Source organism: Sphingomonas sp. ATCC 31555 (genome assembly GCF_000282895.1).
Taxonomy (GTDB): Bacteria; Pseudomonadota; Alphaproteobacteria; order Sphingomonadales; family Sphingomonadaceae; genus Sphingomonas.
This window is the reverse complement of record NZ_ALBQ01000036.1, coordinates 1-17,491: the sequence shown is the minus strand read 5'-3', so window position 1 is coordinate 17,491 and position 17,491 is coordinate 1. Positions and strand designations below refer to the sequence as shown.

Annotated in this window: 14 protein-coding genes and 2 tRNA genes; 7 read left to right on the top strand and 9 right to left on the bottom strand. The window is 66.3% G+C overall.

All coding sequences use genetic code 11. The annotated features are described in order from the left end of the window. Positions 1–112 precede the first annotated feature (112 nt). The gene (gene gap / locus B215_RS0114620; RefSeq protein ID WP_019370392.1) at positions 113–1,117 is read right to left on the bottom strand and encodes a type I glyceraldehyde-3-phosphate dehydrogenase; all 1,005 of its coding nucleotides are present in this window, start codon (positions 1,115–1,117) and stop codon (positions 113–115) included. Further along, positions 1,114–3,081, bottom strand: a complete 1,968-nt coding sequence (gene tkt, locus B215_RS0114615; RefSeq protein ID WP_019370391.1) for a transketolase — start codon at positions 3,079–3,081, stop codon at positions 1,114–1,116. The genes gap and tkt overlap by 4 nt, the downstream gene beginning before the upstream one ends. 136 nt (positions 3,082–3,217) lie before the next feature. Here tkt and B215_RS0114610 point away from each other — a divergent pair, with 136 nt between their 5' ends. The 4 genes from B215_RS0114610 to B215_RS0114595 all read left to right on the top strand — a co-directional run bounded on the left by B215_RS0114610 (position 3,218) and on the right by B215_RS0114595 (position 4,685). Further along, positions 3,218–3,445, top strand: a complete 228-nt coding sequence (locus B215_RS0114610; protein WP_236704527.1) for a hypothetical protein — start codon at positions 3,218–3,220, stop codon at positions 3,443–3,445. Further along, the gene (zapA, locus tag B215_RS0114605; protein WP_019370389.1) at positions 3,445–3,747 is read left to right on the top strand and encodes a cell division protein ZapA; all 303 of its coding nucleotides are present in this window, start codon (positions 3,445–3,447) and stop codon (positions 3,745–3,747) included. The genes B215_RS0114610 and zapA overlap by 1 nt, the downstream gene beginning before the upstream one ends. Before the next feature lie 177 nt (positions 3,748–3,924). Next, complete coding sequence (locus B215_RS0114600; RefSeq protein ID WP_019370388.1) at positions 3,925–4,479, top strand: 5-formyltetrahydrofolate cyclo-ligase; 555 nt, start codon at positions 3,925–3,927, stop codon at positions 4,477–4,479. Next, the gene (locus tag B215_RS0114595; RefSeq protein WP_019370387.1) at positions 4,476–4,685 is read left to right on the top strand and encodes a DUF2842 domain-containing protein; all 210 of its coding nucleotides are present in this window, start codon (positions 4,476–4,478) and stop codon (positions 4,683–4,685) included. The genes B215_RS0114600 and B215_RS0114595 overlap by 4 nt, the downstream gene beginning before the upstream one ends. Positions 4,686–4,689: 4 nt before the next feature. Here B215_RS0114595 and B215_RS0114590 read toward each other — a convergent pair whose 3' ends face one another. From B215_RS0114590 to B215_RS0114570, 5 genes are all read right to left on the bottom strand, one after another. Further along, on the bottom strand, positions 4,690–6,360 hold the full coding sequence (locus B215_RS0114590; RefSeq protein ID WP_019370386.1) for a M28 family metallopeptidase: 1,671 nt from the start codon (positions 6,358–6,360) through the stop codon (positions 4,690–4,692). A 73-nt stretch (positions 6,361–6,433) separates the two neighbouring features. Then, a tRNA-Asp gene (locus B215_RS0114585) sits at positions 6,434–6,510 on the bottom strand. Between the two features lie 70 nt (positions 6,511–6,580). Further along, positions 6,581–6,657 (bottom strand) — tRNA-Asp (locus B215_RS0114580). A 46-nt stretch (positions 6,658–6,703) separates the two neighbouring features. Beyond that, complete coding sequence (locus B215_RS0114575; protein WP_236704489.1) at positions 6,704–7,867, bottom strand: AI-2E family transporter; 1,164 nt, start codon at positions 7,865–7,867, stop codon at positions 6,704–6,706. 266 nt (positions 7,868–8,133) lie between these two features. Next, entirely contained in the window at positions 8,134–9,243 is a 1,110-nt protein-coding gene (locus B215_RS0114570) for an aldo/keto reductase (RefSeq protein WP_026009281.1), read from the bottom strand. A gap of 95 nt (positions 9,244–9,338) precedes the next feature. Between B215_RS0114570 and B215_RS0114565 the strand changes: the two genes are divergently transcribed. Continuing rightward, the gene (locus B215_RS0114565; RefSeq protein WP_019370383.1) at positions 9,339–10,232 is read left to right on the top strand and encodes a LysR family transcriptional regulator; all 894 of its coding nucleotides are present in this window, start codon (positions 9,339–9,341) and stop codon (positions 10,230–10,232) included. 590 nt (positions 10,233–10,822) lie between these two features. Here the strand turns inward: B215_RS0114565 and B215_RS0114560 are convergent. Together B215_RS0114560 and B215_RS0114555 are read right to left on the bottom strand one after the other, a co-directional pair. Next, the gene (locus B215_RS0114560; protein ID WP_019370382.1) at positions 10,823–11,950 is read right to left on the bottom strand and encodes a glycoside hydrolase family 43 protein; all 1,128 of its coding nucleotides are present in this window, start codon (positions 11,948–11,950) and stop codon (positions 10,823–10,825) included. Between the two features lie 126 nt (positions 11,951–12,076). Next, the gene (locus tag B215_RS0114555; protein ID WP_037513854.1) at positions 12,077–13,840 is read right to left on the bottom strand and encodes a class I adenylate-forming enzyme family protein; all 1,764 of its coding nucleotides are present in this window, start codon (positions 13,838–13,840) and stop codon (positions 12,077–12,079) included. Positions 13,841–13,983: 143 nt separating this feature from the next. On the opposite strand from B215_RS0114555, the gene B215_RS0114550 reads away from it, so the two are divergent. Beyond that, positions 13,984–15,207, top strand: coding sequence for a serine hydrolase domain-containing protein (locus tag B215_RS0114550; RefSeq protein WP_026009280.1), 1,224 nt, complete (start codon positions 13,984–13,986; stop codon positions 15,205–15,207). A gap of 57 nt (positions 15,208–15,264) precedes the next feature. Further along, positions 15,265–17,289: a 3-hydroxyacyl-CoA dehydrogenase NAD-binding domain-containing protein gene (locus B215_RS0114545; RefSeq protein WP_019370379.1), complete on the top strand. Its 2,025-nt coding sequence runs from the start codon at positions 15,265–15,267 to the stop codon at positions 17,287–17,289. Positions 17,290–17,491: the final 202 nt, after the last annotated feature.

Below are 17,491 nucleotides of genomic sequence, written 5' to 3'. Positions count from 1 at the left end.
GGGGTTGCAACGCGGGCCGATCGGCCGTGCAACCGTCCTCCCCTCCCCTAGCCCCTCCCGCAAGCGGGAGGGGAATTTCCGAAGTGCCCCCGCCTAGACGGGGGCATTTAGATCAGAGCTTCGCCATCGCGGTTGCGGTGTCGATCATGCGGTTCGAGAAGCCCCATTCATTGTCGTACCAGCTGACCACGCGGACCAGCTTGCCGTCGATCACTGCGGTTTCCAGGCTGTCGACGGTCGACGAAGCGGGCGTGTGCACGATGTCGGCCGAGACGATCGGATCGGCGGTGTAGACCAGCACGCCCTTGAGCGGGCCGCTCTCCGAGGCTGCCTTCAGCACTGCGTTCACTTCCTCGACGGTCGTGTCGCGCTTCGGCTGGAAGGTCAGGTCGACCAGGCTGCCGTCCGGCACCGGCACGCGAACGGCCGAACCATCGAGCTTGCCCTTGAGCTCCGGCAGCACTTCGCCCACCGCGCGGGCGGCGCCCGTCGTGGTCGGGATGATCGACATCGCGGCAGCGCGCGCACGGCGCATATCCGGGTGGATCTGGTCGAGGATCTTCTGATCGTTGGTATAGGCATGGACCGTGGTCATCAGGCCGCGCTCGATGCCGATCGCGTCGTTGAGGACCTTGGCGACCGGCGCCAGGCAGTTGGTGGTGCACGACGCGTTCGAGACGATCGTGTGTTCGGCGGTCAGCTTGTCGTGGTTCACGCCATAGACGACGGTGAGGTCGACATTCTTGCCGGGTGCCGAGATCAGCACCTTCTTGGCGCCTGCGTCGATGTGCTTCTGGGCCGATGCGCGATCGGTGAAGAAGCCGGTGCATTCGAGAACGATGTCGACGCCGTTTTCTGCGTGGGGCAGGTTCGCCGGATCACGCTCGGCGGTCACCTTGATGCGCTTGCCATCGACGACGATGTCGTTGCCGTCGGCTTCGACGGTGCCCGGATACTTGCCGTGGATGCTGTCCCGCGAGAACAGCCAGGCGTTCGACTTGGCATCCGCCAGATCGTTGATCGTCACGAGCTCAAGGCCGCTTTCCGGGCGCTCGAGGATCGCGCGTGCCACCAGACGGCCGATCCGTCCGAAACCGTTGATCGCAACCTTCGTCATGCCTGTTCTCCGTTCAGCTTAGCGAGGATCTGCGGCACGATAGCGCCCGCAGTGAGACCGAAATGTTCGTAGAGCCGTAGATAGGGGCCCGAAGCACCGAAGCTATCCACGCCGAAGCGCAGGCCGTCGGTACCGGTATAGCGCTCCCATCCGAAGGTGGCGCCGGCCTCGATCGAGACCTTGAGCGCGTCCGCCGGCAGGATGTCGCGCTTATAGGCCGCGTCCTGCGCCTCGAAGCGTTCGAAGCAGGGGACCGAAACGACATCTGCGCCGATGCCCTCGGCTTCCAGCGCCTCGCGCACCGCAACCGCTACTTCCACTTCCGAACCGGTGGCGAGCAGCACCACCTTGCGGGGCGCTTCCGCCTCCAGCAGCGCATAGGCGCCGCGCGCCGAGCGGTTCTCGGCCGCTTCGCTGCGAAGCTGCGGCAGGTTCTGGCGGCTGAGCGCGATCAGCGCGGGGCCATCGGTTTTGGCGAGCGCGGCTTCCCAGGCTTCCGCCGTCTCCACGACGTCGCACGGGCGCCACACGTCGAGGTTCGGGATCATGCGCAGGCTCATCAGATGCTCGATCGGCTGGTGGGTCGGGCCATCCTCGCCGAGGCCGATCGAGTCATGCGTCATCACATAGACGACGCGAGCGTGCTGAAGCGCCGAGAGGCGGATCGCCGCGCGGGCATAATCGGCGAAGACCAGGAAGGTGCCGCCATAGGGGATCACGCCGCCATGCAACGCCATGCCGTTCATCGCGGCAGCCATGCCGAATTCGCGGATGCCGTAGTTGAGGTAGCGGCCGCCATAATTGTCGGCGTCGAGCCGCTGGAGTCCCTTGGTCAGCGTGTTGTTCGAGCCGGTGAGGTCGGCCGAGCCGCCGATCGTCTCGTCGAGGATCGCATTGACCGCTTCCAGCGCCAGTTCGGACGCCTTGCGGGTCGCGACCTTCTGCGGGTTGGCGATCAGTTGCTGGATGTGCGGCTGGAGCAGGTTCGGCTGCACATCGCCACGGCGTTCCCAGCCAAGCCGATCCGGATGCGCGGCCAAACGCTCCTTCCAGGCGGCGTGCGGCGCGGCGCCACGGGTACCGGCGGCAATCCAGGCGTCGCGGATCTCGCCGGGGATTTCAAACGCCGGGTGGTTCCAGCCGAGCGCGGCGCGGGCGGCAGCGACTTCGTCCTTGCCCAGCGGCGAACCATGGACCTTCGACGTGCCTTCCTTGTTCGGCGCGCCCTTGCCGATCACGGTGCGGCACTGGACCAGCACCGGCTTGTCGCTGGCGATGGCGGCGTCGAGCGCGCGGGTGATGTCCGCCTCGTCATGGCCGTCGCATTCGAGCACGTTCCAGCCGGTGGCGCGGTAGCGCGCGGGGATATCCTCGACCGACGACAGCGAGACCGCACCGTCGATCGTGATCTTGTTGTCGTCCCACAGCACGATCAGGCGGTTGAGCTTGAGGTGCCCGGCGATGCCGATCGCTTCGTGGTTGATGCCTTCCATCAGGCAGCCGTCGCCGGCGATCACCCAGGTGCGGTGGTCGACGAGATCGTCGCCGAAGGTGGCGTTCAGGTGCCGCTCGGCGATCGCCATGCCCACGGCCATCGCCAGGCCCTGGCCCAGCGGGCCGGTGGTGCATTCGACGCCCGCCAGTTCGAAATTCTCCGGATGGCCGGCGCAGGGGCTGCCGACCTGGCGGAAGTTCTTGATATCCTCCAGCGTCGGGCGGGCATAGCCGGTGAGGTGCAGCAGCGAATAGAGCAGCATCGAGCCATGGCCGGCCGACAGCACGAAGCGATCGCGATCGGGCCAATAGGGATCGGCGGGATCGAACTTCAAATAGCGCTGGAACAGGACCGTCGCGACGTCGGCCATGCCCATCGGCATGCCGGGGTGCCCCGAATTTGCGGCCTCAACCGCGTCCATGGAAAGTGCGCGGATGGCATTGGCGCAATCGGCGAAGGATGCTGTCACGTGATACTCCCCGTCTCGTCGCGGACGCCTTTGGAAGCGCCGACGCCCCACGTCAACCGTTCGCCCGCCGCACCCCTGCGATAGGCTGCGAATGGCAGGGTTGTGGACGCGGCGATCCATGCTATCCGATTTGATGATGTCCGACCTTGTAGCAGACCGGATCGAGCGAGCGCTGGCGCGTATCGAAGCCGCCGCCGCCAAGCGCGCCTATGCCGCGGCCCAGCTGGAGCGCCGGCATGCGCGATTGCGTGGGCGGATCGAAACGGCGATCGCCGACCTCGACGAACTGATCGCCCGCGAAAACGAAGCCGAGCCCGAAGCGGGCGCCGATGCTGACGCCGACGCCGCACTGGGTGCCGACTGATGGCGGAAATCACGCTCCAGATCGCCGGTCGTACCTATTCCGTTTCCGCGCGCGAGGAAGACGAGCCGCATCTGCGCCACATCGAGGCGCGGATCGCCCGTCATGCCGAGACGGCACATCGCGCCGCCGGTGGGCTGGGCAGCGAACGGACGCTGCTTTACCTGGTGCTGATCCTGGCGGACGCGCTGGACGAGGCGGAGACCCGCCCGGTGCAAGACGCATCGCCCCTGCTGCTGGAGCGGATCGCCGATCGATTGGAAGCCGTGGCATTAGCCCTTGAGGAAGCCGGGCCGAACGCCTAAATAGGGGTTGGCGGGTACTGCCAGGTGCGAGCCTTAGCAATTATCCCTGAGGCTATAATCTTCATCCATGGGAGCTGTCCCTGTGCAGATCCTGGTCTGCAACACATGGTTCCCACCTGACGTTCTGTGCGTCGGTGGATATTCGGGCCAACGGCCAAGGGTGGTCCCGCCACACCCATGATCCTCGACAAGCGAGCTCTTCGTGCCCGGCTCCGTGCCGATCGGGATCGCTTCGCGGCCGAATCCGTCACGGCGATTCTCGCGCCCGCGCCATTCGTCGAACGGCTGACGCCCGGTCTGATCGTCGCCACCTATTGCCCTGTGGGCAGCGAGGCAGACCCTACCCAGCTCGCGGCCGCGGCGGCCGAGCGCGGCTGCCGGCTCGCGTTGCCGCATGTGATCGACCGGGTGGCCCCGATCCGCTTCCTCGCCTGGGAAATGGGCGCGCCGCTGGTGGCGGGGCCGTTCGGTCTGCGCCAACCCGACGCATCGAGCGCGGAAGTCGCCCCCGACGTCATGCTGACGCCGCTCGTCGGATTCGATCCGCGGTTCAACCGGCTCGGCCAGGGCGCAGGGCATTATGACCGCGCCTTTGCCCGCTTCGAGGCGGCGTGGCGGGTGGGCGTGGCCTGGTCGGTCCAGGAAGTGCCGGCGATCCCCGCCGATCCGTGGGATGTTCCGCTGCATGCGATCGTGACCGAGCAGGGCATGCGCTGGCACCGCGAACCATGAAGCCAAGCTGGCGCAAACCGGCGGGGGCGCTCGCCATCATCGCGCTGATCCTGGTGTGGGTGGTGCTCGTCGCCAGCTTCTCCGGCCAGATCGGCGCGCTGCCGGTGCTGGCGCAGGCAATTGTCTATGTCGTGCTCGGCATCGTCTGGATCCTGCCGCTCAAGCCGCTGCTTCGCTGGATGGAAACGGGGCGCTGGCGGGGTTGAGGCCTCACTTCCCCTGAAGGCTCCGCTCGCGCGCCGCCTTGAACTCCGATCCCGCCTTCCACGTCGGCCAGGCGGACCCGTTCGCCAGTTCCGCTCCGATCGTGCCGAGCAGATCGATGTCCTGCACCGCCCCGGCGAGATTCCAGTCCGGCCCCCAGGCATCGCAGGCCTGATGATAGCATTGACCGGTATAGGCATCGATCCACGCCTGCCCCGCCGCCGTGCCGCCCTGCTTGAGGTCAGAGGCGCCGGCGATGCCCATCAGCAGCAGCGTCGGCACGCCCTGCTTGGCGAAAGAGAAATGGTCGGCCCGATAGAACAGGCCGCGCTCGGGCAGCCCTTCGGGCGTCACGCGGCGGCCTTGCGTCGCGGCGACGCGCGCCATGTCGTCCTCCAGCGTGTTCTGTCCCTTGCCGACCAGCACCACATCCTTGGCCGGCCCTGCGGTCTGGAGGATATCGAGCGTCAGGTTGGCGACGGTCTTCGCCATCGGCACCACCGGATGCTGGGCATAATAGAGCGAGCCGAGCAGCCCCCGCTCCTCCGCCGTCCAGGCGGCGAAGACGACGCTGCGCTTCGGCGCCGGCCCCGCCTTCATGGCGCGGGCAATCTCCAGCAGCCCGGCGATGCCCAGCGCATCGTCATTGGCGCCGGCGCGATAGATGCGACCCTTGGCATCGGGCTTGCCGACGCCGTACGCATCCCAGTGCGCACCGAACATCACCGCTTCATCGGGCCGTTCGCTGCCGGGGATCTTCGCCAGGACATTGTAGCTGTCCACCTGCTCCGCCGTCACCGGCACGTCGGCGGTGAAGCGCACGCCCTCCAGAGGCACCGGGCGGAAGCTCGCCTTGCGCGCCTCGATCCGCAGCTTGGCCAGATCCAGCCCGGCGGCGGCGAACAGCCGCGTTGCCGCCCCGCCCTCCAGCCAGCCCTGCAGCGCGACGCTGGTCACCTCCTCGGGCTTGCGGACGATGTCGTAATTCTCGCCGCCGCTGCTGATTACGACATTCCAGCCATAGCCCGCGCCTGCGGTGTCGTGGACGATCAGCGCGCCGATCGCGCCGCGCCGGGCGGCTTCCTCGAATTTGTAGGTCCAGCGGCCATAATAGGTCATCGTCCGCCCGCCGAATTTGCCGGCCACGGCGTCTCCCTTTTCGGCCGAGAAGTCGGGATCGTTGACGAGGAACACCGCGACCTTGCCCTTCAGGTCGGCGCCTTTGAAGTCGTCCCACTGCCGTTCCGGCGCGGAGACGCCATAGCCGACGAACACCACCGGCGCGCCGGCGATCTTGGCGACATCGGCGGGCCGAATCGTCGAGACGTAGAGATCGCGCGCTTGTTCGAGCGGCATCGCGCCGCCCGGTGCATCGAACTGCAGCGCCCGCGGCATGCCCAGACGGGTGTGCAGCAGCGGCACCTTCTGCAGCCACTGCCCGTCCGGCCCGCCCGGTTCGAGCCCCAGCGCCTCGAATCGTGCGACGAGATAGCCCAGCGTGCGGTCCTCGCCCCGCGTACCGGGTGCCCGCCCTTCGAACGCGTCCGAGGCCAGCGTGCGGACGGACTGTTCGATTCGCGCCGAATCGACTGCCATCTGCGCGGCGGCAGGCGCGGTGGCGGTGGCGGAAAGAAGGAGCGCAAGCAGCGCAGCGGAGCGGCTGGACGAACGGAGCATCCCGCCTGCTTAGCGACAACGCCAAAGGGCTGGAAAGGCCCTGCATTTGCTTCGGGAGAGAATTTGCGCCGCATGGCGCGAGTGACGGGGCTCGAACCCGCGACCTCCGGCGTGACAGGCCGGCGCTCTAACCAACTGAGCTACACCCGCTTGCTTCCAAGCGAGGAAATCTTGGACGGCCAAACGCCGCCGGATTCCATCTGGGATCCCGCATGGCGAGTGGCGCGAGTGACGGGGCTCGAACCCGCGACCTCCGGCGTGACAGGCCGGCGCTCTAACCAACTGAGCTACACCCGCTTGAGCCAAGCGAGGAGGCGGCACCTAGCCGCGCCAAAAAGGGCTGTCAACCGGATTGATCGGGGTCCGCACGACGACGGCGCCGAACTTGCGCAGGATCGCGCACCAGCGTGCCGTGTTCGAACAGGAAACCGGCGATATCGGGCTTGCCGGCGGCGTTCAGCACCGTCTGGATGATGATGAGCAAAGGCACCGCGAGCAACGCGCCGGTGGTGCCCCACACCCACCCCCAGAAGCTGAGCGAGATGAGGATCATGATCGGGTTGATCGTCAGCCGGTGCCCGACGATCAGGGGAGTCACCACATTCGCTTCGATCAGATGCGCACCGACCATGATGGCCGGCGGCACCAATGCCCAGCCGATCTCGGGATAGGTCATCAGCCCGCCCACCGCGAGCAGCACCGCCGCGATCACCGGGCCGATATAGGGAATATAGTTGAGCAAGGCGACGATGCCGCCCCACATCAGCGGTGTCGGCATGCCCATCAGCCACAGGGCGCCCGCGACGATCAGGCCCAGGGTGAAATTGATCAGCGTGATCGTGCCGAGATAGGCAGAGGTATCGTCCACGACATCCTGGATCACCCGCGCCGTCGCCATCGCGCCGCCGAAGCTGGCGCGGCTGGTGATCGCGCGCCGCCGCAACCGCGTCCACCCGGAGAGAAAGAAGTAGATGACGAGGATCGCGAAGAACATCTCGATCAGCGCCGACGGCGCCGAGGTGGTGAACAGATCCATCAGCGAGGTCGGCGGTTGGGTGGGCACCGCCACCGGCTGACGCACCGGCGCCGAGGCGAAGTTGTTGAGCGTCTTGTTCACGAAGCGCTCGAGATTCGAATAGAAGCGAATCAGCGGCTCCAGATTATGCTGGATCTGCGGAATGCTCTCCGGCAGGCGCCGCACCCATTGCCACGCCGGGACGACGATCGAAGCGAGCGCGATGTTCGCCGCCGCCAGGAACAGCAGCACGCACAAGAACGCAGCGATCGGTGCCGGCATCCGATGGCGTTCCATCCATTCGAGCAACGGCACCAGCGCGATCGCAATCACAAGCGAGGCGGTGAGCGGCAGAAAGAAGCGCGCGCCCGCCTGCAACGCGAAGGGCAGCGCCAGCACCAGCCCCATACCGGCGATCAGCACCAACGCCGCCACCAGCCGGTCGCGGCGGAGATCAACCTGCCCGCCTTCGCCCTCCGCGGATTCTTCCATCGCGAACAGGTCGTCCGGCGTCCCTGCCCGTTCGCCCTCGCCGCCGATCATGCCCGTCCGCTGGTCCACGCCATATCCCTTCCGGAACACTCTAGAAGCGAGCGCCTGTCGGGGCAATCAAAGGCCCTGCCACGGCAACATTGCGGCAACGGGTGTGGCAGCTTCGCCGCAGTTATGCCGAGCGGTATCATTGGCGCGCCCCAGCGCGGGCCGCGCTCTGGCGGCCGCCGGCACGCAGGCGGACGTTCAAGCGGGCTGGTGGCGCCTCACGCGCGTGAGTCGGTCCATGCCCGTACATGGCTGCCGCCAAAGATCTGCTCTCGCGGCATCTGAAAGAGGAAGTAGGGATTGGGGGCCGGTGGCAGCCCCGCCGCATCCAGTCGTGCGAGCTGCTCAGACGTGAACGCAATGTCGAGCGAGGCCGCGTTTTCCGTCACCTGCTCGGGCCGGCTTGCCCCCATCAGCACGGACGACACGCCCGGCCTCGACGTGACCCAGGCCAATGCGACTTGCGCCAGCGGCCTGGCGAGCTCGCCGGCGACGGCGCGCAGTTCATCGACGATGTGGAAGTTCGCTTCGGTGAACAGCATGCCACCATAGGGATTGTCGCCGTTCAGGCGCCCGTCGCTGCCGGCCGTGGACGTTTCGCCGCCCTTGTTCGGCACGCTGCCGGCAGGACCGAAGTCCGCAAGCTTTTCGCGACCATATTTGCCGCTCAGCATGCCGAAGCCGAGCGGACTCCATGCCACCAGCCCCATGCCGAGCGCCTGCCCGGCCGGCAGAACGCCCAGCTCCACGCCCCGGTCGATAAGCGAATAGCTATATTGCAGGCCGACCGGCTCGGGCAGACCATGGGCGCGCGCCAGCGTCGCGATCTGCGCCGTGTACCATGCCGGTGCGTTGGAGAAGCCGTAATAGAGGATATCTCCCCGCCGGACAGCGTCGGTAAGCGCGCGCAGGACTTCCTCCGGCGGGGTCGTGCGATCCCACACGTGCGTCCAGTACAGGTCGATCCGATCGGTCCCCAGCCGCCGAAGCGATCCTTCCAGCCCGTCGCGAATGTTGCGCGCCGAATTGCCCGCGGCGAGCGGATTGCCCTCCGCCCGCGCGAAGCCCGATTTGGTCGCGACCACCATCCGGTCGCGCCGGCCGCTGTCGCGCAGGAAGCGCCCCAGCATCGTTTCGCTCTCGCCGCCCGAATAAACATCGGCCGTGTCCAGGAAATTGCCCCCTGCTTCCACATAGGCGTCGAAGATGCGGCGTGAGGTCGCCGCGTCGGCGCCCCAGCGGCCGGCGCCGAAGGTCATCGTGCCGAGCGCCAGCGGGCTGACGATCAGGCCGGATCGGCCGAGCGTGCGATACTGGGTAAGGTTCATGGTCCGCATCTCCTTGTTCGATATGGCAAATAGGGCCGAAGCCGGCGGTCGATTAGCCATTGCGGACCACAAGGACTTGTGAGCATCGTGCAGCAATGCGGCGCGGCGACCTCGATGATCTGGCGGCATTCGCGACCGTAGCGCGGGCGCGCAGCTTCACGCGCGCGGCGGCAGAGCTCGGCCTTTCGCCATCTGCGCTCAGTCATGCGATGAAGGCGCTGGAGACGCGGCTCGGCGTGCGCCTGCTGGCCAGAACGACGCGATCCGTTGCGGCGACTGCCGCTGGCGAACTGCTCCTGCGATCGATCGATCCCGCCCTGTCGCAGGTCGCGAACGGGCTGGCCGCACTCGCCGACTGGCGCGATGCGCCGTCCGGCACCATACGGCTCACCACCTTCGGCTATGCCGCGCGCACCATCCTGGCGCCGCGCCTGCCGGGCTTCCTGCTCGACCATCCCGACGTGTCCGTCGAGGTCATCGTCGAAGATCGCCTGATCGATCTGGTCGCTGGCGGCTTCGATGCCGGCATCCGGCTCGGCGAAACCGTTCAGCGCGACATGATCGCAATACCCGTCGGGCCACCCCTGCGCACCGTGGTGGTGGGAACGCCGGACTATTTCGCGCGCCGCGATCTCCCGCAAACGCCGGACGATCTCGCGGATCATGTCTGTGTGAATTATCGCCTGCTGGGCGGAGGCGGGCTGCTGCCTTGGGAATTCAGCGTCGATGGCCGCGAGATCAAGGCGCGGGTGCCAGGACAGTTGATCGTCAACGACGAGGTGCTGGCCGCGGCGGCAACACGCGCAGGCGCGGGTCTCGGCTATATGATGGAACATGACGTGGCCGATGAGATTTCGGACGGCCGGCTGGTGCAGGTGCTCGCGCCATATTGCACGCCCTATCCGGGCTGCCAGCTATATTATCCCGATCGCCGTGTCAGCCCTGCGCTGCGCGCCCTGATCGTTTGGCTCCGCTGGCAAGGCGCTTGAGGACGGGACGTCGGTCCCCTCCCCATCAGGCCGCGCCGGCCATGGACGTCGCACCTCACATCCGCTGATAGAGCGCCGGCGCATCGATGATGCGGCGGGCAGCGTGGAACCCCGCCGCCATCGACTTGCATTCGCGGCGCTGTTCCTCATATGTACCGGAGCGTCGTCCTAGGCGCCCGCTCTTTGATCGCGTTCGGTAATGTCCTCCTGCGCGCGAAGCGATACGCTTCGTGGCCTCGACCTGCAACTCGGCAGGCAAGCCACGCCAAACTTGCACGATCCTAAACTTCCTAAACTTAGCGTCCCCGGCGGCCGTTCGCGGGACACGCGGAAATGTCCGCACGCCTAAACTTCCTAAACTTTGCGATCTCGTCGGCGATCCGTTGCAAGACGATCACAAAACGCCCGCGCGCCTAAACTTCCTAAACTTCGCATCGCTTCGGCGGCCCGTCCCGAAACGCGCCAGAATACGCGTACGCCTAAACTTCCTAAACTTCACAGGGTCGCCACCCCCGGCGCGGCGGCTCTACGGCCACGCGAAACGCGGCCCCTTGCGGGGCCGCGAACCGGCAGGGCGTTGCGAAACCGCCTCAGTCCTTGAACGGCTTCAGCGTCTCGATCGTGCCGTCCGGACGGAAGGTCAGTTCGGTGATCTTGGCCGAGCGGAGGTGGTTCTTATTCGTGAGCTGCGTGTCGTGGTACGCCAGATACCATTTGCCCTGGAATTCGAAGACCGAGCCGTGGCTCGTCCAGCCCTGGACCGGCTCCAGGATGCGACCGGTATATTTGAACGGGCCATAGGGACTGTCGCCGATCGCATAGGCGAGGAAGTGCGTGTCCCCGGTCGAGTACATATAATAATATTTTCCGCCCCGCTTGAACGTCCAAGCCGCCTCGAAGAAGCGCCGGTCATGGTCGCCGCCCAGGATCGGCTTGCCCTTCTCGTCGACGATCACCGCGTCGCGGAGCGGCTCGGCGAGGCTCTTCATGTCGGGCGCGAGGCGTGCGACCTTGCCGGAGAGTGCGGGCTGGTCGTCCTTCTTGAGGTCGGTGTCGCCGGCATTGGGATCGTACTTGCCGGTCGCCCAGCGCTGCAGCTGGCCACCCCAGATGCCGCCGAGGTAGAGATAGCTCTGGCCATCGTCGTCGGTGAAGACCGCCGGGTCCATCGAGTAGGTGCCCTGGATCGGCTGCGGCTCGGCCTTGAACGGGCCGACCGGCGAGGTCGACGTGGCGACGCCGATCCGGAACACGCCCTGCTTATCTTTGGCGGGGAAATAGAGATAATAGGTCCCGTTCTTGAACGCCGCGTCGGGCGCCCAGGCCTTTTCGGACGCCCAGGGCACCTGCTTCAGGTCGAGCGCGACGGGATGCACCGTCACCGGGCCGCCGGGGCGGTCCATGCTCAGCACCTGATAGTCGTGCATCGCATATTGGCTGCCGAGATCGTCGTCGGGGATGCCCATGTCGACGTCATGGCTGGGATAGACATAGATCTTGCCGTCGAACACGTGCGCGGAAGGATCGGCGAAATAGAGGTCCTTCACCAGCGGCTGGGCGAGGTAGCGCTTGCCGTCCGGGCTGCGAGCCTCTTCCGTCGCGTTCGCCGGCACCGAGGCATTCGACGCGGCATCATTCTGCGCCGGACCGCCGGTGGAACAGCCGGCAAGGAGCGCGATGGCGGCCGCAGCCGTCGGAAGTTTAAGTGAAAGACGCAACAGCCTATCCTCTCGTCATGGTCCGGTGCAGCTTCTGCTGCTTCTCGGTAGCGCTACCATTCGTCCGTCGCTTCGGGCAAGAGGTTTGGCGTCGTGCCCCGGCCGCAGGTGAAGCCGCTCGCCCGATCAGGCGGCGGCCTCGTCCACGAACAGCGCACGGAGTTCCTTCTTCAGGATCTTGCCATTGGCGTTGCGGGGCAGCGTCTCCTTCGAGAAGCGGATCGCTACCGGCACCTTGAACGCGGCGATCCTGGCGGCGACCCATTGCTGGAGTTCGGCCTCGGTCGCGGTCATGCCCGGCGCGAGATGGACCACGGCGGCCGGCTCCTCGCCCAGCGAGCGATGCGGGATGCCGATCAGCGCTGCGTCCGTCACCGCTGGATGGGCATAGAGCACGTCCTCCACCTCCGACGAATAGATGTTCTCGCCACCGCGGATGATGATGTCCTTGGCACGATCGACGACATAGAGGAATCCTTCCTCGTCGAGCCGGGCGAGATCGCCGGTGCGTACCCACCCGTCGCGGAAGGTCTCCGCCGTCGCCTCGGGCTTGTTCCAATAGCCCTTCACGACCATCGGTCCCTTGGCCCAAAGCTCGCCCACCTCGCCGACGGGCAGTTCGCGCGTGCCTTCCACATCCATGATCTTGAGTTCGGCGACCGGCATCGGCGGTCCGGCGCTGGTCGGCCGCGCCAGATATTCCTCGCCGGTGTGATGGGTGACCGTCGCCATGGTCTCGGTCATCCCCCATCCGTTGCCCGGCAGCGCGCCGAACTCCTCGTAGATGCGCTTCACCAGCTCGGGTGCCGAAGGGGCGCCGCCATAGGAGATGGTTTCCAGGCTCGACAGATCGTAACTGTGCCGCTCGGGATGCTCGAGCAGCTGCCAGGCGATGGTGGGCACGCCGCCAGTCTGGTTCACTTTTTCGCGCTGGATGATCTCCATTGCCTCGATCGGATCCCAGCGCCGCATGAACACCACGGTGCCGCCCGCTGCGATCAGCGCCATCAGCCCGGCACTGCACGCAGTGACGTGGAACAGCGGGATCACCAGCAGTCCGACCTTGTAGGCGGGCACCTCCGGCGGCACTTCGCCCCGTCGCAGCATCGCCCGGGCGGCGGAATAGCCTGACGAAAGGATGTTCGTCATCAGGTTGCGATGCGTGCCGAGCGCGCCCTTGGGATTGCCGGTGGTGCCGCTGGTATAGAACAGCGTCACGTCGTCGTCGGGCGCGATCGGCACTTCGGGGAAGGCGATGTCGGCCAGCTCGGCCCATGCCTTGCAGGGCCCCAGGATCGAATCAAGTGCGATACCGTCCCCTTCGATCGGCCCGCAGGCGCGGCTGACCACCACCTGCTCCAGATCGGGCAGCAGCGGATAGCAGGGTTTCAGCCGTTCATGCCGTTCGCCATCGACAAAGAGCAGCTTGGCGCCCGAATCCTTCAGGCCGTATTCGAGCTCGCCGCCCGTCCACCAGGCGTTGAGCGGTACCAGGATCGCACCGATGCTTACCGCCGCGAAGAAGATCGTCGGCCATTCGGGCAGGTTGCGCATCGCCAGCGCGACACGGTCGCCTTTCTGCACGCCGCGGGCCTGCATCCATCCGGCAAGGTGGCAGATCGCACGATAATTGGCTTCGTAGCTGATCCGTTCGTCCTGATAGATGGTGAACGGGCGATCGCCCCACAGCCGCGACAGCCGAGCGAGGATCGCAGCACTGGGCGGCGCATTCTTCCACACACGGGTGGGAACGCCGCGAATCTCGACTTCCGCCATTTCGAATTTGGCGCCGGGCGCCGTGAGCATCGCGTTCACAGCATCAAGCGGGAATTTGGGCCAGCCGGCGGGCAGCGGCGCGATCGGTTCGAGGGTCAAGGCAGCTCTCTCCATCGAATTCTGAACTTTGGGTTTGGCGCGAACACCAACCAAGCTGCACGTTAGTGTTGATTTGCAGCGCGCTCAAGGCAATAGAAAGCAGGCATCCTACAGAAGGTGCATTGAACCGGATTCGAACGAGAGGTATGCCCATCGCAATGCACGTCGACGATCCGATCACCCTAGGCTTCGACCCCGCACGGCTGGCGCGGATCGATGCCTTTGTGAAGGCGCGCTATCTCGATTCGGGCAAGCTGCCGCACGCGCAGTTGCTGCTCGCGCGCGACGGGCGGATCGCGCATTTCTCGCATCAGGGCGCGGCGCGCCAGGGCGGCGCACCGGTCGACGAAACGACGCTGTTTCGCATCGCCTCGATGACCAAACCGATCACCAGCCTCGCCTTCATGCTGCTGCTGGAGGAAGGCCTGGTCGCGCTCGACACCCCGGTCCACCACGTGCTGCCTGAGCTGAAGGGCGTCGGCGTCTATGCCGGCGGCGGAAATGGCGAACCCTTCGTCACTACCCCGACCGCCCAGCCGATGCGGATGGTCGACCTGCTGCGGCATACCGCTGGGCTGACCTACGGGTTCCAGGAGCGCACGCCGGTGGACGCTGCGTATCGCGCCGGGCGGATCGAGAGCTGGCACGGCAACCTGACGCTCGACCAGTTCATCTCGACGCTGGGCACGCTGCCGTTGGAATTTTCGCCGGGTGAGGCCTGGACCTATTCGGTTGCCACCGACGTGCTGGGCGCGGTGGTCGAACGGCTTTCGGGCATGACCCTCGACCGCTTCTTCGCCGAGCGGATCTTCGCGCCGCTGGGGATGCACGATACCTTCTTCCAGGTGCCCGAGGACAAGGTCCATCGCCTCGCCGATTGCTGGACAATGAAGGAAGGCGAAGGCCGGGTGCTCTACGATCGCGGCGAAGCCTCGGCCTGGTCGCGCTTTCCCCGACTGCTCTCGGGCGGCGGCGGGCTGGTGTCGACCGCGCTCGACTATCACCGGTTCAACACGCTGATGCTGAACGGCGGCGAACTGGACGGCGTGCGGCTGGTCTCGCCCAAGACGGTGCAGCTGATGACACTCAATCACCTGCCGGGCAGCCGCGACCTCGCCAGCCTGTCGCGCGGGCTGTTCAGCGAGACGACCAATGCCGGAGTCGGCTTCGGCCTGGGCTTCGCGATCAACCTGGACGTCGCCAAGACCATGATCCCGGGCTCTGTCGGCGAGTTCTACTGGGGCGGCATGTTCTCCACCGCCTTCTTCGTCGATCCCGTCGAGCGGCTGTCGATGGTATTCATGACGCAGTTTTCCCCGTCGATGCTCTACCCGATCCGGCGCGAGCTGAAGACGCTGATTTACTCGGCGCTCACCCGATGAGCGCTGCCCACCCCATCCCGGCCGCGGCCGGAATTGCGAACTAGGGAGTTCGACCACATGTCCGTGATTACCACCAGCCGTCAGGGCAATGTCCTGATCCTCTCCTCCGACAATCCGCCGGTGAACGCGCTCGGCGCGGCGGTGAGGCAGGGGCTGCAGGCCGGCATCGAGGAAGCCAAGGCTGACGACAGCATTCAGGCGGTCGTCATCACCTGCGCCGGCAAGACCTTCTTCGCGGGCGCCGACATCACCGAGTTCGGCAAGGCGATGGCAGAGCCGTCGCTGCCGGTGCTGGTCGACCAGATCGAGGCGCTCGACAAGCCGGTGATCGCGGCCGTCCACGGCACCGCGCTCGGCGGCGGCTGCGAGGTGGCGTTGGCGTCGCACTATCGCATCGCTGTGCCCTCGGCGAAGTTCGGCCTGCCTGAGGTGAAGCTGGGCATTCTCCCCGGCGCGGGCGGCACCCAGCGCATGCCGCGCGTCGCCGGCGTCGAAGTCGCATTGGAGATGGCGACCAAGGGCGATCCGATCTCGGCCACCCAGGCCAAGGAGGCGGGCCTCGTCGACCGCCTTGCCGGTGAGGAAAGCCTGCTCGCCGATGCCGTCGCCTTCGCGAACGAGGTGATCGGCCAGCCGGTCTCGCGCTCCAGCGAGCGCCCGGTCACCGTCGATGCGGAGACCTTCGCCAAGTTCCGCGCGACCAACGCTAAACGCTTCCGCGGGCTCGACGCGCCGAACACGATCATCGACATCATCGAGCAGACCGCCGGCAAGCCCTATGCCGAGGGCGTCCAGGCCGAGCGGATGGGCTTCATGAAGCTGATCATGGGCCAGCAGTCCGCCGCGCTGCGCCACATCTTCTTCGCCGAGCGCAAGGCCGCCAAGATCGACGGCATCGCCGACGACATCCAGCTGCGCGACATTCGCCGCGTCGGCGTGATCGGCGCCGGCACAATGGGCGGCGGGATCAGCATGAACTTCCTGTCGGCGGGCGTGCCGGTGACCATCGTCGAGATGGCGCAGGACGCGCTCGACCGCGGCACCGGCGTCATGCGCAAGAATTATGAGGCGACCGCCGCCAAGGGCCGGATGACCGCCGAGCAGGTCGAGAAGGCGATGGGGCTCTTGAAGCCCACGCTCAACTTCGACGATCTCGCCGAATGCGACCTGATCATCGAGGCCGTCTATGAGAGCATGGACGTGAAGAAGGACGTGTTCGGCCGGCTCGACAAGATCGCCAAGCCGGGCGCGATCCTCGCTAGCAACACCAGCTATCTCAACATCGACGAGATCGCCGCCGCCACCAGCCGCCCGCAGGACGTGGTGGGACTGCACTTCTTCTCGCCGGCCAATGTGATGAAGCTGCTCGAGATCGTCCGCGGCGCCAAGACCGCCGACGACGTGCTGGCGACCGCGATGGCGCTAGCCAAGAAGATCAAGAAGGTCGCGGTGATCGCGGGCGTCTGCTACGGCTTTATCGGCAACCGCATGCTGATGCCGCGCCAGGTGGAAGCCACCAAGATGCTGCTCGAAGGCGCCACGCCCGAGCAGATCGACAAGGTCCATGTCGCCTTCGGCATGCCGATGGGGCCGTTCCAGATGGCCGATCTGGCGGGCGTCGACATCGGCTGGCACCGCGATCCCAATCGCATCGAGAATATCCGCGATGCGCTCGCCGCCGAAGGCCGCTGGGGCCAGAAGAAGGGAGCGGGCTTCTACGATTATGACGAGAAGCGCCAGCCCTCGAACAGCCCGCGCGTCGCCGAGCTGATCGAGGAATGGCGCGGCAAGCTGAACGTGCCGAGCCACGAGATCACCGAGGAAGAGATCGTCGTCCGCACGCTCTACACCATGGTCAACGAAGGCGCGCTGATCCTCGCCGAGGGCATGGCCCAGCGGGCGAGCGACATCGATGTGGTGTGGGTCTATGGCTATGGCTGGCCCCCGTACCGCGGCGGGCCGATGCTCTGGGCCGACAGCGAGGGTCTTAAAAAGATCGTCGAGGGCCTCGAGAAATACGGCTTCGAGGTCGCCCCGCTGCTCCGCGAGAAGGCGGAGAAGGGCGAGAAGTTAAACCGGTGATGCATGCCTTCCCTCTCCCGCCTGCGGGAGAGGGAGGGAGCGGCCGCAAGGCCGCGGAAGGGTGAGGGTGAGTGAGGTAAGATGCAGAGTCACCCTCACCCTACCACCGCCTGACGGCGGGACCATACACTCCTCCCCGGCACGGGGAGGGGGACCAGCCGCAGGCTGGTGGAGGGGCGGCGGACGCAGTCCGCCGTCTGTG